A 20,797-nucleotide genomic window follows, 5' to 3' on the forward strand; every position below is an offset into this window, starting at 1 on the left:
TTGAATATTTAATTAATATTCAACACATATTTATCAACGATCGAAACTTTTTCAGGTTCATGTGTTTTTAAATTCGCTGAAACGGCTATAACTAAATAACATACAAAAGGGAGAGTTGTATATGAATTTAAAAGATTATGGCAAAGATCCACTGACGATTAATATTGAAGACGCTACGTTACAAAACGAAAATTTTAGAACTACTTTATGGACAGGTGACTTTTTTCAAGTCACGCTAATGTCTATTCCTGTAGGAGGCGACATTGGTCTTGAGATTCATAAAGACACAGACCAATTTTTACGACTCGAACAAGGAAAAGGCAAAGTACAAATGGGAGATTCTAAAGAAGATTTATCTTATGAAAAAGAAGTTGCTGCAGATGATGTTGTTATCGTCCCTTCAGGTAAATACCATAATATTACTAATATTGGCGACGTACCTATGAAAGTATATTCTATATATGCGCCGCCACATCATCCAAAAGGGACTGTTCATGAAACACAGGACGATGCGATTGAAGAAGAAGGTCATGAACTTTAGATCTTCATAATCCGACATAGTATTATGTCGGATATTTTTTTATGACCACTCAAATTCCGTTTAAATAGTTCTGTTTTAGGGTATCAATTGAATACTAAGATCTGAGCGGAGGATATCCATTATGGGACATATAGAATACTTACAAAATACGAATGATTTAAAATTAAAAGTCGCACATTACACAGAAACAGGTATACCTGAAAGCCATATTACAGTTATTACGCGATTGAGTGTAAAAGACTATTTAAAATCTAGACCAGATATTAAAGAGGTCCTTGTGTCCGAAGGTCATACGATTAAAGATGTTTTTAATGACGCGCAAAAATATCCATTTAATCGTATGTCTCACTATAGCATTGACGACTACGAACGAGTTTTAGAAGAAGGCGGTATGCTTTTATATGTGGATGACGAAGACATCTCATCTGTTTCTAATCGTTCTGATACGTTAAAAACAGATGACAAAACGCTAGATTTACACGAAGAGGTCCTTGAAGTCAGTAAAGAAGATGTCCATCGCGGAGATGTCATTGTAAATAAAGAAACGCATACAAAATTAGAAGAGTTTGATGTGCCCATCAAAAAAGAAGAAGTCACTGTAGAACGCCGTAAAGTGGAAGGCGAGCCCTTATTTGAAACATATAATAATACAGAAGATCCTGATGATGGTCTAAATATAATTCGTATCCCAGTTACTAGAGAACGTATTAAAATTATAAAAGAGAAAGTAGTTACTGAGGAAATCATTATTAGAAAAGAAGTTGTAGAAAATACGGAACACGTTTCTGGTACGCTCCGTTATGAAGACGTGACTGTCTCTGAACGTTTGAATAAACCAGAAGACAAATGATAAATGCCTCTTAAGAAAATCTTAAGAGGCATTTTTATTATTTTTGTTCTTTTTCTTCTTTATTCTTAGTAACATAGCTCAGTAAGTCTAGCATGACACGAGCTGCTGTTTGACCTGTCATTTGAGTTGGGTCATATTGCGGTGCAACTTCAACACAATCAAACCCAATGACTTCACCGTGACTTGCGATAGCTTTTAATAATTCATTCACTTCGTCATAGAGTAACCCACCTGGTGACGGTGTACCCGTACCTGGTGTAATCGACGGATCTAGTCCATCAATATCAATCGTAATATAGTATTTCTCCCCTTTAGGAAGTAAGTCTAGAATACCCTTCACACCCATGTCTCTCATTTTTTTCGGTGAAAGAATTGTCGCTCCGTAATCGCGAGCTGCATCCACATCTTCTTTTAAACTGCTACTAATTCCATGGACCTGACTTGTATTTGAACTATATGAAGCGGCAGAACTTTCCACCAGCAATTGAAGATTTCATGACAGAAATAAAAGAATATGTTGCATCAATAAACACATAAAAAAATCCAGGTCATAAGACCTGGATTAAATTTTACTCTAAGCTTAAGTTTTGTCTGTATGCATTTGAAATTTCATTAATACTTTCATCATATGGTAAGAAGTACCATAGGCCATCATCGAGAGTAGCCCCTTCACCTTCAAGTTGATATTTCTCCATATCCTTCCTTGCTGGTAAGTAATTAATCATCAACTCATCTAGTTGAGATACTTTAACACTTGTTGTCATGTTATTACCTAATGCATTAAAGATATCATTTACTCGACCAATCGAACCGATGCTTGCCATCTTATTAACCATAGCTTCTAGTACGATTTGTTGTCTATTTTGACGTCCAAAATCTCCACCAGAACCATCTTCATAACGACTTCTCATAAATGCGAGAGCCTCGTCACCATACATATGATATGTTTCACCTTCAACATAAGAATTACCTTTAACAGTGAATGTACCATTACTAACAACATCCACACCACCAACAGTGTCTACGAGGTCTTTAACGCCGTCCATGTTGATTGATACATACTCATCAATTGGAACGTTTAATAAACGCTCTAAAGAATTAACTGCCATTTCAGGACCACCGTAAGCATATGCGTGGTTGATTTTTTCAACAGTGCCGTATCCAACAATCTCAGCACGCGTATCACGGGGAACACTTACCATGACAGATTTCTTATCCTCAGGGTTGATAGAAAGTAAAATGATAGAATCAGAACGCTCCCCACCACCAACAGCATTACGATCCGCATCAGAATCCACACCGAAGATAGCAATAGAAATCGCGTCACCATCTTTAGTTTCTACAGTTTTCTCACGAAGCTCAGACTTCTCACGCTCTAAAGGCTTATGAACCTCAGTATCTAATTGATTTAATTTGTAGAAGAAGTAGCCTATTAAAACAAGGCTGACGATAATGATAAGTAACAAAATAGAGATAATGATTTTACCAATACCGAACTTTTTCTTCCTTTTTTTATTTCTTTGTAAGTTCTCTTCCATTAGTTAACTCCTATGATTTAATAATACTATAACTATACTTAATTTCTGTTGAAAATTAAAGTATCAACATCTAACACTGATTTCTATAATGAAGATAAACCAAACACTTTCCACAATCACACCCGGTACTTTATTTGGATTAGATGATGTTCTTAAAGAAATAGCAGTCGGATATGGTTTTCGTTCATGGTGATACTACAACTACTTTTGTAGGATTTATAACACCTTTCTATCAACAAATTGATATTGATTACGTACAAGATGGCTTACGTACATAGCAAAAATATGCGCCCTATCCTGAATAACTAAATAGACAAATGGTTACTAAATTAGCTGATAAACATTTTGCTCCTACAGTATTATCTAAATAAAATTTACTTAAAATTACATTTCTAAGTGATTATAATCTAACTAAATAGTACCTTAATTTTACTTTTAAACAAAAAAGCCCACCCTAAGGCAGACTTTAATACACCCCCGAGAAGGATCGAACTCCCATCTTGAGAACCGGAATCTCACGTGTTATCCATTACACCACGAGGGTACAACAGTGCTTATTATAACACATGTGTTTACTCAAATACCTTTTTCTCTGTTTGTTCTTTATAATAGTTCCAACTGTCTCTACACATTTCTTTAATCCCATAATTCGTCTTATAGTTCAGATACTGGTTCGCCTTTTCGACGTCTGCTACTGACACAGGAATATCTCCTTCTCTATTCGCTTCGAAGGTTTTATTCAGAGTCACATCTGTTTCTTCTTCCATCGCAGTCACAAGGTCTAAAACTGTCGTTCCGATGCCTGTGCCTAAGTTAAATACATGTGCGCCTGTTTCTTTAAACGAGAATGCTTTTACATGCCCTTCAGCCAAGTCTTCCACGTGTACATAATCTCTAATCGTCGTACCGTCTTTTGTGTTATATGAATCACCAAAGATTTTAAACTTCTTCTTTTTACTATCCAGTGCTTGCATGAGTACTGGCATGATGTTCGTTGTATGCGCTGAAATGTATTCACCGATCATCCCTGATTTGTGTGCACCGATTGGATTAAAGTAACGAAGGATCATCGCTTTAAATCCTGGTGTACTATTTGCATAGTCTGTAATAATATCTTCGCACATCGCTTTTGTTCTGCCATATGGATTTAACGCGTTCTTATTAGACACGTCTTCAGTTAGCGGTGGTGGTGTACCTCCATAAACGATTGCACTTGAACTGAATATAAATTCTTTTACTTTATAACGTTCGCATGCTTTTAACAAGTTAATGGTACCTGTGACGTTTGTTTCATAATATTCTAGTGGGATTTCAAAGCTTTCTCCGACATACTTCAGTGCAGCAAAGTGTAGCACCGTATCGAATCTTTCGTATTGAAATACTTCCATCAACTTATACGTATCTAGAATATCGACCTCATAGAAATCAATATACGCATTGGTTAATGTGCGCAATTTCTTTAAACGATCTTTTTTCGAATTTGAGATATTGTCTAAAATCACGACTTCGTGGTTTTCTTCTATTAATTTAAGCACCGTATGTGACCCGATATACCCGAGTCCTCCTGTTACTAATACTTTCATGAAAACACTCCAGTTAATTTTAGTTTGATGCGTGCCTTACTTTCCTTTGGTACAAGCTGAGTCCAGACTAGTCCCATAAACATAATCGAATAGATTGGGATGTGAATCACCATATCGATAATTGATTTTTCGTTTGTAAAGATAAAGTGATATAGGAAGTAATAGATTGCTGTGAGTGTTTCTTCATCAACCGCTCTTACTTTTCCGCGATAAATTTTTTCATAGATTTGATTTGGATGAATTTCACTCGGTCCGAGAAGTTCTTCATAGAGTTTTTCTCCTGGACGCATGCCACTAAATTCGATTTTGATGTCACGTTCATTGAACCCACTGAGTCGGATAAGTTTTGTCGCAAGATCTACAATTTTTACCGGTTCACCCATGTCTAGGACAAGTACTTCCCCACCGATTGCAAGTGTACTTGCTTGTAATACAAGACGTGACGCTTCCGGAATCGTCATAAAGTATCGTGTCATTCTTGGATCTGTTACAGTAACTGGACCGCCACGTTCAATTTGTGATTTAAATAGTGGGATGACTGATCCTCTACTACCTAGTACGTTTCCGAATCTAACGGCAATAAAGTCTGTGTCTGACTTCACATTCATGTTTTGGATGACCATTTCAGCGACACGCTTTGTTGCACCCATCACGTTTGGTGGGTTTACCGCTTTATCTGTAGAGATCATGACAAATTTCTTCACGCCTGCTAAAACCGCTGCTTCAGCTGTATTTTTTGTACCAAAGATATTGTTCTTAACAGCTTCTAACGGGTTGTACTCCATCATCGGTACATGTTTGTGTGCTGCTGCATGATAAACGACATGTGGCTTATAAGTTGCGAGAATTTCACGCATCCTGTGTTTATCTTGAATATCTGCAATGACTGGAATAAATTCTGTGTCTGTATTTAAACGACTCAGTTCTTGGTGAATTTGATAGATACTGTTTTCACCGTGTCCGAGCAAGATGATTCGGCTTGGGTTGAAACGTGACACTTGGCGAGTAATTTCAGATCCAATTGAACCTCCAGCACCTGTGACAAGTATTGTTTCTCCTTCAATTTCATTTCGAATTGTTTCGATATCTAGTTCAACTGGCTCACGACCGAGTAAATCTTCAACATCTACTTTCTTTAAGTTGTTTACTTCAAGCGTCCCGCTCATAATATCTTCAATGTTTGGCATTTTTAGGACTTGAACATTTAAGTTTTTCGTCATTGTGTAAATTTGTTCGAGTCTAAACTTAGGTAATGTAGGAATCGCGATGATAATCTTTTTGATTCTAAACTTCGTAACGAGCGTCTCTATATCGTCGATTGTTCCGCCTACTTTTACACCATGAATGAACATGCCTTGTTTTTTTTCATCATCATCTACTGCGACAACAGGTTCTAGATTCATGCTGTTTTTCTCTCTCATTTGACGCATTAAAAGTGCCCCACCGTCACCTGCTCCAACAATGAGTGTAGGTTCTTTTTCTATACCTTTTGACTGGTTTCGGCTCACTACACGTGTCATGAGCCTTGTCCCTCCGATGAGCATAATGTGCATCATCCATGTGAGTAGGTACAGTCTAAAGAAGAATGGTGTATTCGTTGCGAGTGGTACGACGAACGCTGTTATTACTACTGATGACGTCACTGATTTTACAACGAGCATCAGTTCATTTACGCTCGCGTACTCCCATGCGCGGTGATACAGATCAAAAATACTTGCGAAAATATGGTGACTTGCGAGAAGTAATAACGATGAAAACACAAGTACACTTCTCGGAAAGCCTGCAAAGTATGGCTCTAAAATGTAGTAACACACAAATACTGAAAACGTCACTGAAATACTGTCTAAAATAATGAATGATAGTGGTTTCCATTTGATATGTTTCTTCACTTTATGTCGCCTCCTTTTTTGTCGGACTGTAGTAATATAAAGTCGAGTGTTCCATATTGTTTGATTGTATTTACCGTTTTAATGATTGATTGTTTTTCATTATCTTTTTTGTCGATGACGAGCAGTACGATATCTGCCGCTTCTAAAACAATTGGAAAATCCGCAACTTCTTCTGAATTATTCACTGGTAAGAAGATAAAATCATTCATCTCTCTTAGGTGTGCAAGTTCTCCACTATGTACTGATTTGATGTGACACGTTGTTGTGTACTCTTCAGTGATCAGTGATCTTTCGAGTGCTTTTGAAAGTGTGGCTACGTGTGACGTATCATTTGGTGACGCGATAACTACTGTTTGTGCTTTTCTTTTTTCGTGCATCACTGTGAGTTCAGCACGAAGACGTTCGATATCATTCGTATCTGTAATCTCACGGATGTGCGTGTGTTTATCTTGTAAAAAGTCAAGGTCATGAATACTATTGATACGTTTCGACACCATATCTTGTAAGAGCATGAGCACTACAGCGAAGATAAACCCAAACACAAGTCCTAGAATTCCGTTCTTTAATAGATTGGCATTTTTCTTTTCGCCAAGTCTCTCTGCTTCAGAAAGAATTTCTACTGGTGCCATATCAACGATATCGTTCACTTCTTCGGTGAATGTTTCAGCGATTGTATTCGCAATTTCTTTTGCTTCATCTTCTGATTTTTGTTTAACCGTAATGTTAAGAATGTTAGAATCTGTTCTTGAAGAAACCGTAATGTCTTTACGAAGCTTATCTGTATCATATTGATTACCAAGTCTCTCATTCACTTCATTCAGGATACGTGGACTTTTTATGATTTCTGTATACGTGCTAACGATTTGTAAATGTGCTTTAACGCGTTCCTCCATATCGAGGTCACCATTTTTCGTATCCGTAATCAAGATTTGAGATGTAACCTCTTGCTTTGGATTTATGAAGAGAAACGTTAGTATGAGCGCTACTACTAGAAATGAGAGCGGTAAAAATACTAGACGTTTGATGTTTCTCTTTATGAGTTGTTTGCCTTTATCTATATTAAAAAGTGATTCCATCGGTGCCTCCTGAGTTTTGATTTCATGGTAAGTATAATTCAGAAATTTCATTAAAAGTGGGATTTCACAAACACCTTAGAATCTTTACATTCCGTTAATGTTATTGACTGTTTGTTTATGAAATATACAATTGGTGGTTCAGTTTTTTATCTTATAAATGAAATTATTGGGAGAAGAAATAAAATGAGTTGTATCTTTTGACCTTATTTGACTAAGGTGGTATAACTATATTAAGAGATGTTTATTTAGGAGGATTTTTAATGAATTTAATACCAACGGTTATTGAAACAACAAGTCGTGGGGAACGTGCTTACGACATTTATTCAAGACTTTTAAAAGATAGAATTATTATGATCGGGAGTGCGATTGACGATAACGTCGCAAACTCAGTCGTGAGTCAGTTACTTTTCTTACAAGCACAAGATGCGGAGAAAGATATTTACCTTTACATTAATTCACCAGGTGGAAGTGTGACAGCAGGTATGGCAATCTACGATACAATGCAACACATCAAACCTGACGTACAAACAATTGCGATGGGAATGGCTGCATCAATGGGATCATTCTTACTCGCAGCAGGAGCGAAAGGTAAACGATTTGCATTACCAAACGCTGAAGTTATGATTCACCAACCACTCGGTGGCGCGCAAGGACAAGCAACTGAAATTGAAATTGCAGCAAAACACATCCTGAAAACACGCGAGAAATTAAATAAAATTCTTGCTGAAAGAACAGGACAACCTTTAGAAAAAATCGAAAAAGACACAGATCGCGACAACTACCTTTCCGCTTCAGAAGCAGCAGAATACGGCTTAATTGACGAAGTGCTAGAACCAGGTAAAGAAGTCAAAAAAGACATGTCAGAAGAATAAAAGAATTGAAGCATCCACTCGCCGGAAACGGTGGGTGGATTTTTTATATAGGGGAGCGCCTCTCTCCTAAAACCCACATATCAAAAAAATCTCCCTCCATCCTGATGGATGAAAGGAGATCTTACTAATCAAATATTAGAGCTTTACTTCCTCGCCATTTCTGAGTTTATCGGCAATTTCGTCTAGCTTGCGGAGTCTATGGTTCACGCCGGATTTTGAAATCGCACCGGTTGATACCATCTCGCCGAGTTCTTTTAAACTGACGTCTTGGTGCTCGACACGAAGCTTCGCAATTTCTCTTAGTCTATCTGGTAATGCATCGATGCCGAGTTCTTCATCAATAAATTTTATATTATCGACTTGGCGCATCGCCGCATTTATTGTCTTATTCAAGTTCGCCGTCTCACAGTTCACAAGGCGATTCACTGAGTTTCTCATATCACGAATAATACGAATGTCTTCAAACTTCAACATCGCTTGCACTCCACCGATTAACCCAAGGAAATCTGAAATTTTCTCAGCTTCTTTTAAGTAGGTGATGTAGCCACGTTTACGGTCAATGTATTTCGCATTCAGTTCATACATATTCATCAGTTCCGTCAACGCTTCTGCATGTTCTTCATAAAGTGACGCAATCTCTAAATGGTACGCGCTTGTCTCAGGATTGTTTACAGAACCAGCGGCAAGGAATGCACCTCTTAAATATGCACGCACACAACAGTCATTTTTAAGAATGTCTTCGCTCACGCTATGAATGATTTCACCTTGACGCAGTACGTTCAAGTCATCAAGTATCTCACGCGTCTTTTCTGAAATTCTACAGATATAGACGTTATTCTTTTTCAACTGCATTTTTCTTCTAACAAGGAGTTCGATTTCCACGCCATACACTTCTTTTATGAGTGAAAAAATTCTTCTTGCAATGGCTGCGTTTTCAGTCTGGATATTCACTACAAATTTCCCATTATGAAAACTAATCGTTCCATTCATTTTTAAAAGTGCAGCGAGTTCTGATTTCATACAACACGCATCTACTTCCATACGCGTGAGTTCGTTTTTCATCTCTCTCGCAAAGGACACAGTCATCCCTCCTATCCTTTATAAGTCAGTGCATCCATTTCGTCGAGCATTAAATCATATACACATTTTGCGAGTACTTCACTGTTATGATGGATGATGCCTTCTTCATTCACGTCTACAAGTTCCGTATTAGTATGTAATTTAATTCCACGACGTTTAATATTTTCACTGTCGCACTCTACAAAGTCAATGCCTTCTGCAGTGTAACGTGCTGTTTCATCTTCAGTTAATTCTAGTTGACTCATAATCAAAAAGTCGATAATTTCTTTTTCAACATGTGCGTGTAATGCATCTACATGGTCGCACGCACTCATACCCATCGTTTCGCCAGGCTGCTCCATAATGTTGCAAATGTAGATTTTCTTAGCAGCTGCATTTTGAAATGCTCCTTTTAATGCCGTCGGTAAAACATTTGGAATGATACTTGTAAATAAACTCCCCGGGCCAAATATAATATAGTCCGCCGCTTCAATTGCCTCTACCGCCTGACGTGATCCTTCTAAACCCATCGGCAAGAGTAACAACTTCTTGATGTTTTTACCCACTTTCGGAATATAACTCTCACCCACATAAATAGAGTCATCATCCATCACTGCAGCAAGCTTTGGTGACTCATTTGTACTCGGAATTACTTCACCGCGCACGTTTAAAATCTTTGAGAGCTGTTTAATCGCGAGTGAGAAGTCTTTTGTCATATCAAACATTGCTGCAATCATTAAGTTTCCAAGGGAATGTCCGTTAATTTCATTTTTATTAAATCTAAACTTAAATAAATTCTCAAGTGTCTCTTCACTTTCGCTTAGCGCAGAGAGTACGTTTCTGATATCACCAGGCGCTGGCATATCAATCTGTTCGCGGATTAAACCAGTCGATCCGCCATCATCTGCAACAGTAACAATCGCTGAGATATCAATCGGATATTGTTTTAGCCCACGGGCAAGAACACTCAGACCGGTACCTCCACCTACTAATACGACCTTAATCTTTTTCACGGACTTCACCTTCTATATGTGCGTCTCTATGAATCGTATTAATTTCATACTTGTACTTATTTTTTAATCGTTTAGATAAACGTTCAACTAATGCTACTGAGCGGTGCTGTCCGCCAGTACATCCAATCGCAATATTAAGTTGTGATTTACCTTCTTTCACGTATAACGGCAACATGAATGTCAGCAGATCTGCGAGCTTTCTATAAAAACGCTCTGTATCGTTGAACTTCATAACATAATCATAGACTTCTTGGTCAAGACCCGTTTTCTTACGTAGTTCTTCGATATAGTATGGGTTTGGCAAAAAGCGCACATCAAACACAAGGTCTGCATCTTTTGGCAGTCCGTGCTTAAATCCAAAACTCAGCACATTCACAGAGAATATTGAGTCTTTTGTTCTATTTAAGTATTTATAAACTTCTTCTTTTAAATCTTTTGGACTGAACTCTGTCGTATCAAAAATATATGTCGCGTTCCCTTTTAAATCTGTTAAGATATCGCGTTCTTCTCTGATTGCTTCAGTCAGTGTAATTCCTTTGTTTAGTGGATGTGAACGTCTCGTTTCTTTATAACGAGAGATCAGACGTTCATCTGCCGCATCTAAAAAGAGAATGGATAATTTCATGTCTTTCAAAAGTGGTAACTGATTGATTTCATGGATGTAGTTTTCGAACATAGACTGTCCACGAAGGTCAATACCGAGCGCGACATCATGCATTTCTTCATTCGTCGACTCCATGAGTTCAACAATTTTTGGAAGTAAAACGGGAGGTAAGTTATCGATGCAGAAGTATCCCATGTCTTCAAGCGCATCTAGTGCTACGGATTTCCCCGCACCACTCATACCTGTCAAAATAATTAAATTTTTCATTTTGCCAACCCCTCGTCTGGTTTTAAAAATGATGGAACCCAGTGGTCCCATCATCAGTTAAATCTCTAATGTTCCAACATAATCTGATGCATTTTGAGCGGCAATACTACCGTCACCAGTCGCTGTAACAATCTGTCTGAGTTGTTTTACGCGCACGTCACCAGCCGCATAGATTCCAGGAACTTTAGTTTCCATTTCTTCATTTGCAATGACATACCCTTCGTCGTTTAGAATATCTAAACTTTCGAACGGTGCTGTCAGTGGTTGTGTTCCAATATAGATAAACACACCATCTGCATCGAAATCATATGTTTCATTTTTGTCTTTATCAAATAAAGTCACAGATTCTACAACGCTATCTCCATTGATAGATTGTAGTTCTGTATTCCAGATGAATTCAATTTTAGGGTTATTGAACGCACGATCTTGGATGATCTTTTGCGCACGGAGTTCGTCACGTCTGTGGACGATCGTTACTTTATCAGCAAATTTTGTTAGGAAAAGCCCTTCCTCAACTGCTGAGTCTCCACCACCAATAACGACTAAATGTCTGTTTTTAAAGAACGCTCCGTCGCATACTGCACAGTAGCTGACTCCTTTACCAGCAAGTAGTTCTTCTCCTGGAACACCCATTTTTTTGTGCTCTGCACCTGTTGCGATGATCACTGATTTCGCGCGAATTTCTTCGCTTGAAGTCTTGATCACTTTGATGTCTCCGTCAAGTTCAACAGACTGGATGTCACCGTATTTGTATTCCGCACCAAACTTCGTTGAGTGCTCAAACATTTTTTGTGATAACTCAGGACCTGTGACATAACTAAATCCTGGGAAGTTTTCAACGTCTTCCGTGTTTGCCATCTGTCCACCAGGCATTCCACGCTCTAACATTACCGTCGATAATTCAGCACGTGACGCATATACTGCAGCTGTCATACCTGCAGGTCCCGCACCAATAATTGCTACGTCTACTACATTCGTATTCGTCATTTAAATTCTCCTATATCTTAGATTCACTTTCCTAATTATAGTAGAAAGAGTACATTCTTTCATTCATTTTGCTTGATTAGAGTCACCGCATCTTCTAGTTGTCTCATGTAAATCTGATTCATTTTGGAAATGTCTAAAAGTGAATCGTCTTCCGAGTTGTGATAGATATACATGTACGCGAGTGCAAGCGTTTCTCCTTCAAATTTAGACGTATTTAAACCCTCTTCTAATTGTCTAATTAAATCGATAAACCCAAGCATCTCTTCGTCAGTCGCATCAATACCTTCTAACGTCACAAGCCCGTCGTGGAGTCTATCAATTTTAGCCATCTCTAATTTATTGAAAAGATATGCGGTATAGAGTTTTTCCTTGTTCCCAAAACCATCAATAAGATCCCACATTGGAGATCCTAAAATAATGTCAGATGGTGCGATGAGCGATGATTTAAAGAGCCCGAGCATTCTCATGTCTGGGTCTTCAGACTGTAAATACACATCAATAATGCGGTTCAGCGTATCTCGTGCTTCTTGCCTCTTCCAAGGACTATGAATTTCATCTAGTGATTGGTATTTTTGAAGCTCTTGCCAATATTGACGCGACTCTTCTTCTTTTCCTATGTTGAAGGAAGACTGAGCGAGTGCGTGTAATAACTGGAAATTGATAATAACTTTTTTCTTATATAACGGATAGAGTAACTTGTACGACATCTCACTTTTATTTAAGAAGTTCAGGACGAGTCCGACTTTTAGTCTTGCATCCTCGTCGAGTGGCTCAACGACTTCTAGCTTGCGTAAAAATCTCGAGTATTCTTCCATATTTCCTGTGTAAAAGTACAGTAGAGTCAAGTGACTCAGTGCGTTCATGTCCGTCTGATCTTCTTCTAAGAGTGTTTCTAAGATCACTTGTGCTTCTTCAAATTTATTTAAAAACAGTAACGCCATCGCTTTTTGATTTCGGTATTCACGCGTCTCTTGGACTTCGATATCTAATGAATACAGAAAATCGAGTGACGCTTCGATATTGCCGTTCATGAAGAGTGTCTGAAAAATAAACATGCCGATAAACTCATCGGCCTCTTGCACGAGTTCGTCATAATCAAATTCAGCGATCTCAAAGATTTCAAAGAGCTCATCATAGAATGCGTTATCGTCGTAAAGATCGACATACTTCATACCGAAAAGTAACGCTTTATTCGGCTCTTCATCAATGATATTGACTTCCGACAAATCATAATAATACTTCGTGTCAAAATTGTCTCTCACAAACATATCGATTAGAAACTGTTCTGCGATTTCTGCTTGGCCGGATGATGCGGTCATGTACGCGAGTTCAGAAATATACTCTCTGTTGTACGGCTCGAGTTCGTGCGCGCGAAGCAGTAAATCACGTGCTTCACTGTATCGTTCCGCATGCTTTTTCTTCATAGCTTGCATGTAGTAGATTCGCCCGTCAGATTGGAGCGAAATGATATTATTCTTTTTCATTGTTGCGCTCCTTTATGATCATTGGGTTTCCGTATGCGAGCGCGTTGTCTGGCACGTCTTTTGAGACGACAGTGCCTGCGCCAATCATACAGTTTTGGCCGATTGTGATTCCCGGGAGAATCGTGACGTTTGCACCGACCATTGTCTCGGCGCCAATCACGACGTCGCCGATTCTGTATTCATTCACCAGGTATTCGTGAGTCAAAATGGTTGTGTTGTAGCCGATGATTGAGTTTTCTCCGATTGTAATGCGTTCCGGGTAAAAGAGGTCTGGCATCGCTTTGTACGCAATCGATACTTTGTCCTCTAATTTCATGCCGAGCCCTGTCTTATAGAGTGCATGTTTTAATCTTGTAGAAGGCGTAAAGCGTCCAAGTTCAATCACGACAAAGTTTTTGACCACTTTTAAAAATGAAATTGTGCGGTACATTCTCCATAATGGATTCGGTCCCTTAACTTTAAACCGTTCTACGTTCCTCATTTATTTCTTCCTTTTCTTGTTGGCCTTCACTGTTTTAACAGGTTGTGTTCTTCTCGTGCGTCTGTCTTTATCTTTTAAAAGATTGCCATGAATTTCACCGTAAACGGGTGGTTTCACTTTAATTTCGCGGTAAATCCACAGTGCGATCGCTAAGATGATTAACGATAGCGACATGAGTTGTGCTGTACGGAGTCCGCCGAAGAACATGAGGCTGTCTGTACGCATGCCTTCAATGAAGAAGCGTCCGATTGAGTAATAAATCATGTATAAAAACAGTGTTTGACCGATTTTTAGTTTTGGTCTGAGTAATATTAAAATGACGACTCCGATGATGTTCCAAATACTTTCGTATAGAAATGTCGGATGGTAATATGTCCCGTCGATATTCATTTGGTTGATGATAAATTCAGGGATGTGCAAGTTTTCTAGAAAACTACGACTGACTGGTCCGCCGTGTGCTTCCTGGTTAATAAAGTTCCCCCAACGCCCGATTGCCTGCCCGAGTAATACGGATGGAATTAAAATATCCGCAAATTGGAAGAAACTGTATTTGTGTTTTTTCGTGAAATAGAGTCCCGCGAGTACGCCACCGATGAGCCCCCCATGGATGGCCATTCCGCCTTCCCATACTGCTAAGACTTCAAGAGGATGCTGTGCGTAGTACCCGATGTTGAATAGTACAAAGTACAGTCTCGCACCGATGAGTGAGAAAATGATGATGTAAAACATCATGTCCATCAGTAAATCTTTGTCGAACCCTTTTTTAACCATTTCTCTATTTGCAACGAAATAGGCGAGGAGCATCGCCATAAAAATAATGATGCCGTACCAATAGACATCCCATCCGAAGATATTAAACGCGACGCGGTCGATGCTATTTGTCATGACGATTCTCTCCTTCTGACTTTTGTTTGATGAATGCTTTTAGTCGTTCGTTAAATTCTTCAGCTGCGTTGATGCCCATTTTTTGTAGGCGGAAGTTCATGGCAGCTACTTCAATGATATTGACGAGATTTCGTCCTGGTCTTACTGGGATGAGTTTCTGGGACACTTCTGTATCGAGAATTTTCATGGATTTTTCTTCTAACCCGACACGATCGTATTCCTTGTTTTTATCCCAAAATTCTAAATGCACGTTCAGCATGATGCGTTTTTCGTTCAGCACAACACCCGCACCAAATAACGTCATCACATTAACGATGCCGATGCCGCGAATTTCGAGTAAGTTCTCGATGAGTTTCGGTGCTTTCCCGATGAGCTGTCCTTTTTGAATCTGCTTAATTTCGACATTGTCGTCTGCGACAAGACGATGCCCATTTTTGACAAGCTCGAGTGCAATCTCACTCTTACCGATGCCACTTTCACCGGTGATTAACACCCCGATGCCGTATACATCTAGAAGCACACCGTGAACGTTCGTCTCCGGCGCGAGAGCCATTTCAAGATAGTCTGTGAGTGTATAGTTGAACGCAGTTGTTGTGAGTTCCGTTGAAAGAAGCGCAGTGCCTGTGTTATTGCACGCTTTGATGAGTGCTTCCGGTGGCTCGTGACCATGCGTTAAAATAATGCATGGCGTGTCCTTACGACACAGTGACTGCGCGCGGCTCTCTTGCTCTTCATCAGTCAAGCGATGCATGAAGAACGTCGTCTCCGTCGTACCAAAAATCTGGATGCGCTCAGAAGAATAGTGAGAGAAATACCCGGCAACCTCAAGACCGGGACGCGACACATCGATGCTCACGACCTCTTTATTTAGACCCTCCGCACCCGCATGGAGTGTCAGATTAAACTTTTCTAATATATTTTTTACAATAAGCATAATGAGCCCTCAATTTTTCGGATAATAAGTACATTATATCAAAATATGAGTAGCTAAAATATGAATAGACCGTTAAAAGATGAAAGATGCTGAACTTCTATTCGATCGTGTGATTTTAAGGAAGATAATTACAAGAATTATTCACGAGCTCGGGTGTTTAGGTTAGTACGTGGATTATTACCCCTTTTATCTTCGATATAGCACACAATCATGCTTCCTATATAGAAGATTATCCATTTATCTTTGAGATAGCACACAATCATGCTTCCTATATAGAAGATTATCCATTTATCTTTGAGATAGCACACAATCACGCTTCCTATATAGAAGATTATCCCTTTATCTTTGAGATAGGACACAATCATGCTTCCTATATAGAAGATTCTCCCTTTATCTTTGAGATAGCACACAATCATGCTTCCTATATAGAAGATTATCCATTTATCTTCGAGATAGAACACAATCTTGCTTCCTATATAGAAGATTATCCATTTATCTTTGAGATAGCACACAATCTTGCTTCCTATATAGAAGATTATTCCTTTATCTTTGAGATAGCACACAATCTTGCTTCCTATATAGAAGATTATCCATTTATCTTTGAGATAGGTCACAAACTCAGGACCTATATAGAAGATAAACACCTACTTCCCAGAAACTCCTACCAAAATTAAAAACCCGAACCTCACTCAAGAGGTTCGGGTCATATCAAACTAGTTTCTATGCAACGTGATGCTGCCGATTTTTGTTGATGCTTCGATCACGAGTCCTGTTTCTTTATCGTTTAAAATCATGAGTTCTTTTAAGCCAAAGTCTGATGGTTTCATATATCTCGTGTCGAGTCCTGGTGGATAGTTCAGGTTCCCCATCACTGTCGACAGGCGACCAGCGATTTCTGTTCCCGCAGGTACTTCAATATTAACGCCACCGACATTTGTGTTGACGCTCACAACTTCTGTCTTGTTGCTTACAGATACATTCACGGAACCGTTCGAGTGAATGTCGATCTCTCGTGCGTTCAGATCATCTGTTTTCACAGATCCAACCATTGTCACGACTTCAAGTGCATCATACTCGCCTTTGTCAACAGACACTTGTCCTTTAGAGGTTCTCACGAAACCAGTTTTCACAAACAGGTTTTCTACCTCGATATCTCCGTTTAAAATGTCGATTGTTAAGTCTTCTGTCGCGATGTCTTTTACATCGATATTTCCATTTGAGCCAGAAATGATGATGCGGTTTAAGTCTAATGGATTCACTTCAACTTCCACGTTCACTTTCGCGCTTCTCAGTGGAGATAGAACAAGCAGCTCATCGTCTTTAACTTCACACACGATATCTTGGAAATAGTTGCGCTTTTTGTCAAGTTTGCGATAAAACGGTGTGACTTCAAAACGAACCACTGTCCGATCTGTTGTGGGCTTGACAGATACATTACCGTTTGTCACATCGATGCTCATTTTTTTGAATGGTAAATCGATTGTTTCAATCAATCTATTTTTTGATCCTTTTGAAAAAATCGAATCGACGTTTGTATTTTTCACAGAATCAAATGTCTTTTCAAACGTTTTAACGACCTGTTTAAACTGTGATTGATTTTCTGCTGACGTTTTCACATTTTGGAATGTATCTTTCACGTTTTTCTCAATTTTGTCGATATCTACATATTTACCCACTTCGTCCGTCATCTGTTCAAAGAATTGGAACATTGGGTTTGTGTCTTTTTCAGTTTTTTGGTTTTCTGTTTCTTCAACTTTTGGTTCTTCACCGTTAACATTTACGTCTTCAGTTTTATAGTTGAGTGCGTTCATCAGGTCAATCGCTTCTGCTGTTGTAATTTTACCTTCTTCTAATAATTTTAGAATTCTTTCTTTGCTCTCCATTACTTGACCTCCTGATGGCTTCTTTCGAGCCATTTCTTTAAGTGGTACCCCGTATAACTACGTGGTTCTTTCATGATATCTTTAATTGTACCATGCGCGACGATCTCTCCTCCACCGTCGCCCCCTTCAGGACCTAAATCAATAATATGATCGGCGACTTTTATCACATCTAAATTGTGCTCAATGATGACTACAGAGTCTCCATTATCTACTAGACGTTGAATGACATCGATTAAGCGACGGATGTCCTCAGAGTGTAGTCCTGTTGTTGGTTCGTCAAGTATATACAATGTCTTTCCATTCGAACGTTTGTGTAATTCCGATGCAAGTTTTACACGTTGAGCTTCCCCTCCAGACAGTGTTGTTGCTGGTTGGCCAAGTTTCACATACTCTAAACCAACATCTTTAAGCGTTTTTATCTTACGCTTAATTTTAGGAATGTTTTCGAAGAAATTATATCCTTCTTCTACTGTCATCTCTAAAATGTCTGAGATGTTTTTATCTTTATAAGTGACCTCTAATGTTTCACGATTATAGCGTTTACCATTACATACTTCACATGGCACGAAGACGTCTGGCAAGAAGTGCATCTCTATCTTGATGATACCGTCTCCTTTACATGCTTCACAGCGACCGCCTTTTACGTTGAAACTAAAGCGACCTTTTTGATATCCGCGAACTTTCGCTTCGTTCGTGTTGGCGAATACGTCGCGAATGTCATCGAACACACCCGTGTATGTTGCTGGGTTCGAACGTGGTGTACGACCAATTGGCGACTGGTCAATATCGATGATCTTGTCGAGATATTTTACACCAGTTACGCTGTCTGAGTTCCCTGGTGTTTGTTTAGATTTGTAAAGTTCTTTATGAAGTCCTTTATAAAGAATCTCATTGACTAATGTACTTTTCCCTGATCCTGATACACCAGTAACGACAGTCAGAACCCCTTTTGGAAAGTCTACATCAATATTTTTTAAATTATTTTCTTTTGCTCCACGAACTTTAAAGACTTCGTCTTTATTGTATGTGCGATAGTTTTCAGGGAGTGGAATACGGCGTTTTCCACTTAAATATTGTCCAGTTAATGAGTGGTCATCCTTCATGACATACTCTGGCGTTCCTTCAGATACGACTTCTCCACCATGCACACCAGCTCCTGGACCGATGTCAATGAGGTAGTCACTTGCGAGCATTGTGTCTTCATCATGCTCAACTACAATTAACGTGTTACCTAAGTCACGCATTTCATGTAGCGTTGAAATGAGTCGGTCGTTGTCACGTTGATGGAGTCCAATTGACGGCTCATCTAGAATGTAGAGTACGCCAGAGAGCATTGAACCGATTTGAGTTGCGAGACGAATACGCTGCGCTTCTCCACCAGATAAAGTTCCGCTTCGACGATTTAAAGTTAAATAATCGAGTCCCACGTTTTGTAAGAATTTTAGACGGTCATTCACTTCTTTAAGAATTGGTTTTGCTATTTGACTGTTTTGCTCAGATAGATTCAAGTTTTTGAAGAAATCGAGTGCTTCTTGAACTGATTGATCTACAGATTCACCGATGTGTTTGTGGTCGATCTTGACGGATCTCGCTTCTTCGTTTAAACGATAGCCGTCACATGTTGGACACACTGTTTCTCTCATATACTGAGACATTTGTTCTCTTGTAAACGCTGATGGACTTTCACGGTAACGTCTGTCGATGTTGTTCATAACACCTTCATATTTCATTTCACGTGAACGTTTCACACCATTCATCTGTTCAAAGTGGTACAGTATTTCATCATCAGAACCAAATAGAATAATTTTTTGTTCTTTTTTCTTTAAGTCTTTGAACGGTTTGTCCATGTCGATGTCATAATGTTTTGCTGTTTGTTCGAGCAGGTTTGGATAGTAGTTCGAGCTAATTGGTTGCCAAGGTAGAATCGCACCTTCACGAAGTGACAGGGTTTCATCTGGCACAACTAAATTTTTGTCTACTGCCCATTTTACGCCAAGGCCATCACAGTCTGTACATGCACCAAATGGAGCATTGAATGAGAATAATCTCGGCTCTAGTTCTGGTAAAGTGAATCCACAAATTGGACAAGAGAAGTGCTCTGAGAAGTGCAGGTCTTCTCCGTCAATCACGTTAATATCCACGTTCCCATGTGCTTTTTCTAATGCGATTTGGAGTGAGTCTGATAGACGTGACTCCACGCCTTCACGAATACCGATTCGGTCAACGACCACATCAATATCGTGTTTTGTGTTTTTATTTAATTCTGGTACATCGTCGACGTCGTACATTTCACCGTCAACGATAACGCGAGCAAACCCTTCTTTATGAAGGTCTTCGAACACTTTTTTGTGCTGTCCTTTTTTACCACGAATGATTGGAGAGAATACTTGTATACGTGTTCTCGCAGGAAGTTTCATAATTTCATCGACCATTTCTTCAATCGTTTGACTAGAAATTTCGATGTCGTGGTTTGGACAATACGGTGTTCCTGCACGTGCGTATAATAGTCTTAAATAGTCGTAGATTTCAGTGATCGTCGACACTGTAGATCTTGGGTTGTTTGACGTCGTTTTTTGGTCAATTGAAATTGCTGGAGATAATCCTTCAATCGTGTCGACATTTGGTTTCTCCATTTGCCCTAAAAATTGACGGGCATATGAACTGAGCGATTCGACATAGCGACGTTGTCCTTCCGCATAGATTGTGTCAAACGCGAGCGATGATTTCCCAGAACCGGATAGTCCTGTCATGACTACCAGTTGGTTTCTTGGGATATCAATATCTACATTTTTTAAGTTGTGCTGTCTCGCACCTCTTATTTTTATATGTGTGTTGTTTCCTAATGCCAAAT

19 protein-coding genes and 1 tRNA gene are annotated in these 20,797 nt (G+C 39.1%); 3 read left to right on the plus strand and 17 right to left on the minus strand.

Annotation, left to right across the window (positions count from 1 at the left end):
- Positions 1–121: 121 nt before the first annotated feature.
- Entirely contained in the window at positions 122–541 is a 420-nt protein-coding gene (locus IEU51_RS04365; protein WP_186085223.1) for a cupin domain-containing protein, read from the plus strand.
- Positions 542–662: 121 nt separating this feature from the next.
- The gene (locus IEU51_RS04370; protein ID WP_186085220.1) at positions 663–1,391 is read left to right on the plus strand and encodes a YsnF/AvaK domain-containing protein; all 729 of its coding nucleotides are present in this window, start codon (positions 663–665) and stop codon (positions 1,389–1,391) included.
- A gap of 37 nt (positions 1,392–1,428) precedes the next feature.
- On the opposite strand, the gene IEU51_RS04375 is transcribed toward IEU51_RS04370, so the two are convergent.
- The 6 genes from IEU51_RS04375 to IEU51_RS04400 form a co-directional block, all read right to left on the minus strand.
- On the minus strand, positions 1,429–1,869 hold the full coding sequence (locus tag IEU51_RS04375; protein WP_229713834.1) for an arginase family protein: 441 nt from the start codon (positions 1,867–1,869) through the stop codon (positions 1,429–1,431).
- Between the two features lie 91 nt (positions 1,870–1,960).
- Positions 1,961–2,929 (minus strand): LCP family glycopolymer transferase, encoded by a 969-nt coding sequence (locus IEU51_RS04380; RefSeq protein WP_186085217.1) that lies wholly within the window; start codon positions 2,927–2,929, stop codon positions 1,961–1,963.
- 472 nt (positions 2,930–3,401) lie between these two features.
- Positions 3,402–3,473 (minus strand) — tRNA-Arg (locus IEU51_RS04385).
- A 28-nt stretch (positions 3,474–3,501) separates the two neighbouring features.
- Positions 3,502–4,512 (minus strand): UDP-glucose 4-epimerase GalE, encoded by a 1,011-nt coding sequence (gene galE / locus IEU51_RS04390; RefSeq protein WP_186085214.1) that lies wholly within the window; start codon positions 4,510–4,512, stop codon positions 3,502–3,504.
- The gene (locus IEU51_RS04395; protein ID WP_186085211.1) at positions 4,509–6,401 is read right to left on the minus strand and encodes a polysaccharide biosynthesis protein; all 1,893 of its coding nucleotides are present in this window, start codon (positions 6,399–6,401) and stop codon (positions 4,509–4,511) included. The genes galE and IEU51_RS04395 overlap by 4 nt, the downstream gene beginning before the upstream one ends.
- Positions 6,398–7,477: a YveK family protein gene (locus tag IEU51_RS04400; RefSeq protein ID WP_186085208.1), complete on the minus strand. Its 1,080-nt coding sequence runs from the start codon at positions 7,475–7,477 to the stop codon at positions 6,398–6,400. The genes IEU51_RS04395 and IEU51_RS04400 overlap by 4 nt, the downstream gene beginning before the upstream one ends.
- Positions 7,478–7,737: 260 nt before the next feature.
- On the opposite strand from IEU51_RS04400, the gene clpP reads away from it, so the two are divergent.
- Positions 7,738–8,349, plus strand: coding sequence for an ATP-dependent Clp endopeptidase proteolytic subunit ClpP (gene clpP, locus IEU51_RS04405; RefSeq protein ID WP_186085205.1), 612 nt, complete (start codon positions 7,738–7,740; stop codon positions 8,347–8,349).
- Between the two features lie 135 nt (positions 8,350–8,484).
- Here the strand turns inward: clpP and whiA are convergent, their stop codons facing one another.
- The 11 genes from whiA to uvrA all read right to left on the minus strand — a co-directional run bounded on the left by whiA (position 8,485) and on the right by uvrA (position 20,795).
- A complete protein-coding gene (whiA, locus tag IEU51_RS04410; protein ID WP_186085202.1) occupies positions 8,485–9,429 on the minus strand; it encodes a DNA-binding protein WhiA in 945 nt (314 codons plus the stop codon).
- Positions 9,430–9,440: 11 nt separating this feature from the next.
- Positions 9,441–10,421, minus strand: a complete 981-nt coding sequence (locus tag IEU51_RS04415) for a gluconeogenesis factor YvcK family protein (protein WP_186085199.1) — start codon at positions 10,419–10,421, stop codon at positions 9,441–9,443.
- Positions 10,408–11,292, minus strand: a complete 885-nt coding sequence (gene rapZ / locus IEU51_RS04420) for an RNase adapter RapZ (protein WP_186085196.1) — start codon at positions 11,290–11,292, stop codon at positions 10,408–10,410. Before rapZ ends, IEU51_RS04415 begins: the two co-directional genes overlap by 14 nt.
- A gap of 57 nt (positions 11,293–11,349) precedes the next feature.
- Positions 11,350–12,279, minus strand: a complete 930-nt coding sequence (gene trxB / locus IEU51_RS04425; RefSeq protein ID WP_186085193.1) for a thioredoxin-disulfide reductase — start codon at positions 12,277–12,279, stop codon at positions 11,350–11,352.
- Between the two features lie 59 nt (positions 12,280–12,338).
- On the minus strand, positions 12,339–13,763 hold the full coding sequence (locus IEU51_RS04430) for a tetratricopeptide repeat protein (RefSeq protein ID WP_186085190.1): 1,425 nt from the start codon (positions 13,761–13,763) through the stop codon (positions 12,339–12,341).
- Positions 13,750–14,244 carry an acyltransferase gene (locus IEU51_RS04435; protein WP_186085187.1) on the minus strand — a complete coding sequence of 165 codons (495 nt, stop codon included), beginning with the start codon at positions 14,242–14,244 and terminating at the stop codon, positions 13,750–13,752. The genes IEU51_RS04430 and IEU51_RS04435 overlap by 14 nt, the downstream gene beginning before the upstream one ends.
- A complete protein-coding gene (lgt, locus tag IEU51_RS04440) occupies positions 14,245–15,129 on the minus strand; it encodes a prolipoprotein diacylglyceryl transferase (protein ID WP_186085185.1) in 885 nt (294 codons plus the stop codon). It abuts the gene before it with no gap.
- The gene (hprK, locus tag IEU51_RS04445; RefSeq protein WP_186085182.1) at positions 15,119–16,063 is read right to left on the minus strand and encodes an HPr(Ser) kinase/phosphatase; all 945 of its coding nucleotides are present in this window, start codon (positions 16,061–16,063) and stop codon (positions 15,119–15,121) included. Before hprK ends, lgt begins: the two co-directional genes overlap by 11 nt.
- Before the next feature lie 137 nt (positions 16,064–16,200).
- The gene (locus IEU51_RS04450) at positions 16,201–16,677 is read right to left on the minus strand and encodes a hypothetical protein (RefSeq protein WP_188349271.1); all 477 of its coding nucleotides are present in this window, start codon (positions 16,675–16,677) and stop codon (positions 16,201–16,203) included.
- Positions 16,678–16,776: 99 nt separating this feature from the next.
- On the minus strand, positions 16,777–17,946 hold the full coding sequence (locus IEU51_RS04455; protein WP_186085179.1) for a DUF4097 family beta strand repeat-containing protein: 1,170 nt from the start codon (positions 17,944–17,946) through the stop codon (positions 16,777–16,779).
- The gene (gene uvrA / locus IEU51_RS04460) at positions 17,946–20,795 is read right to left on the minus strand and encodes an excinuclease ABC subunit UvrA (RefSeq protein ID WP_229713836.1); all 2,850 of its coding nucleotides are present in this window, start codon (positions 20,793–20,795) and stop codon (positions 17,946–17,948) included. The genes IEU51_RS04455 and uvrA overlap by 1 nt, the downstream gene beginning before the upstream one ends.
- Positions 20,796–20,797: the final 2 nt, after the last annotated feature.

The organism is Phocicoccus schoeneichii (assembly GCF_014635565.1).
GTDB lineage: Bacteria > Bacillota > Bacilli > Staphylococcales > Salinicoccaceae > Phocicoccus > Phocicoccus schoeneichii.

Bases quoted from the DNA above. Each gene is read 5' to 3' on its own strand.
- IEU51_RS04365 (WP_186085223.1), top strand. From the start codon at position 122: ATGAATTTAAAAGATTATGGCAAAGATCCACTGACGATTAATATTGAA.
- IEU51_RS04370 (WP_186085220.1), top strand. From the start codon at position 663: ATGGGACATATAGAATACTTACAAAATACGAATGATTTAAAATTAAAA.
- IEU51_RS04380 (WP_186085217.1), bottom strand. From the start codon at position 2,929: ATGGAAGAGAACTTACAAAGAAATAAAAAAAGGAAGAAAAAGTTCGGT.
- galE (WP_186085214.1), bottom strand. From the start codon at position 4,512: ATGAAAGTATTAGTAACAGGAGGACTCGGGTATATCGGGTCACATACG.
- IEU51_RS04400 (WP_186085208.1), bottom strand. From the start codon at position 7,477: ATGGAATCACTTTTTAATATAGATAAAGGCAAACAACTCATAAAGAGA.
- clpP (WP_186085205.1), top strand. From the start codon at position 7,738: ATGAATTTAATACCAACGGTTATTGAAACAACAAGTCGTGGGGAACGT.
- rapZ (WP_186085196.1), bottom strand. From the start codon at position 11,292: ATGAAAAATTTAATTATTTTGACAGGTATGAGTGGTGCGGGGAAATCC.
- trxB (WP_186085193.1), bottom strand. From the start codon at position 12,279: ATGACGAATACGAATGTAGTAGACGTAGCAATTATTGGTGCGGGACCT.
- IEU51_RS04430 (WP_186085190.1), bottom strand. From the start codon at position 13,763: ATGAAAAAGAATAATATCATTTCGCTCCAATCTGACGGGCGAATCTAC.
- IEU51_RS04435 (WP_186085187.1), bottom strand. From the start codon at position 14,244: ATGAGGAACGTAGAACGGTTTAAAGTTAAGGGACCGAATCCATTATGG.
- lgt (WP_186085185.1), bottom strand. From the start codon at position 15,129: ATGACAAATAGCATCGACCGCGTCGCGTTTAATATCTTCGGATGGGAT.
- hprK (WP_186085182.1), bottom strand. From the start codon at position 16,063: ATGCTTATTGTAAAAAATATATTAGAAAAGTTTAATCTGACACTCCAT.
- IEU51_RS04455 (WP_186085179.1), bottom strand. From the start codon at position 17,946: ATGGAGAGCAAAGAAAGAATTCTAAAATTATTAGAAGAAGGTAAAATT.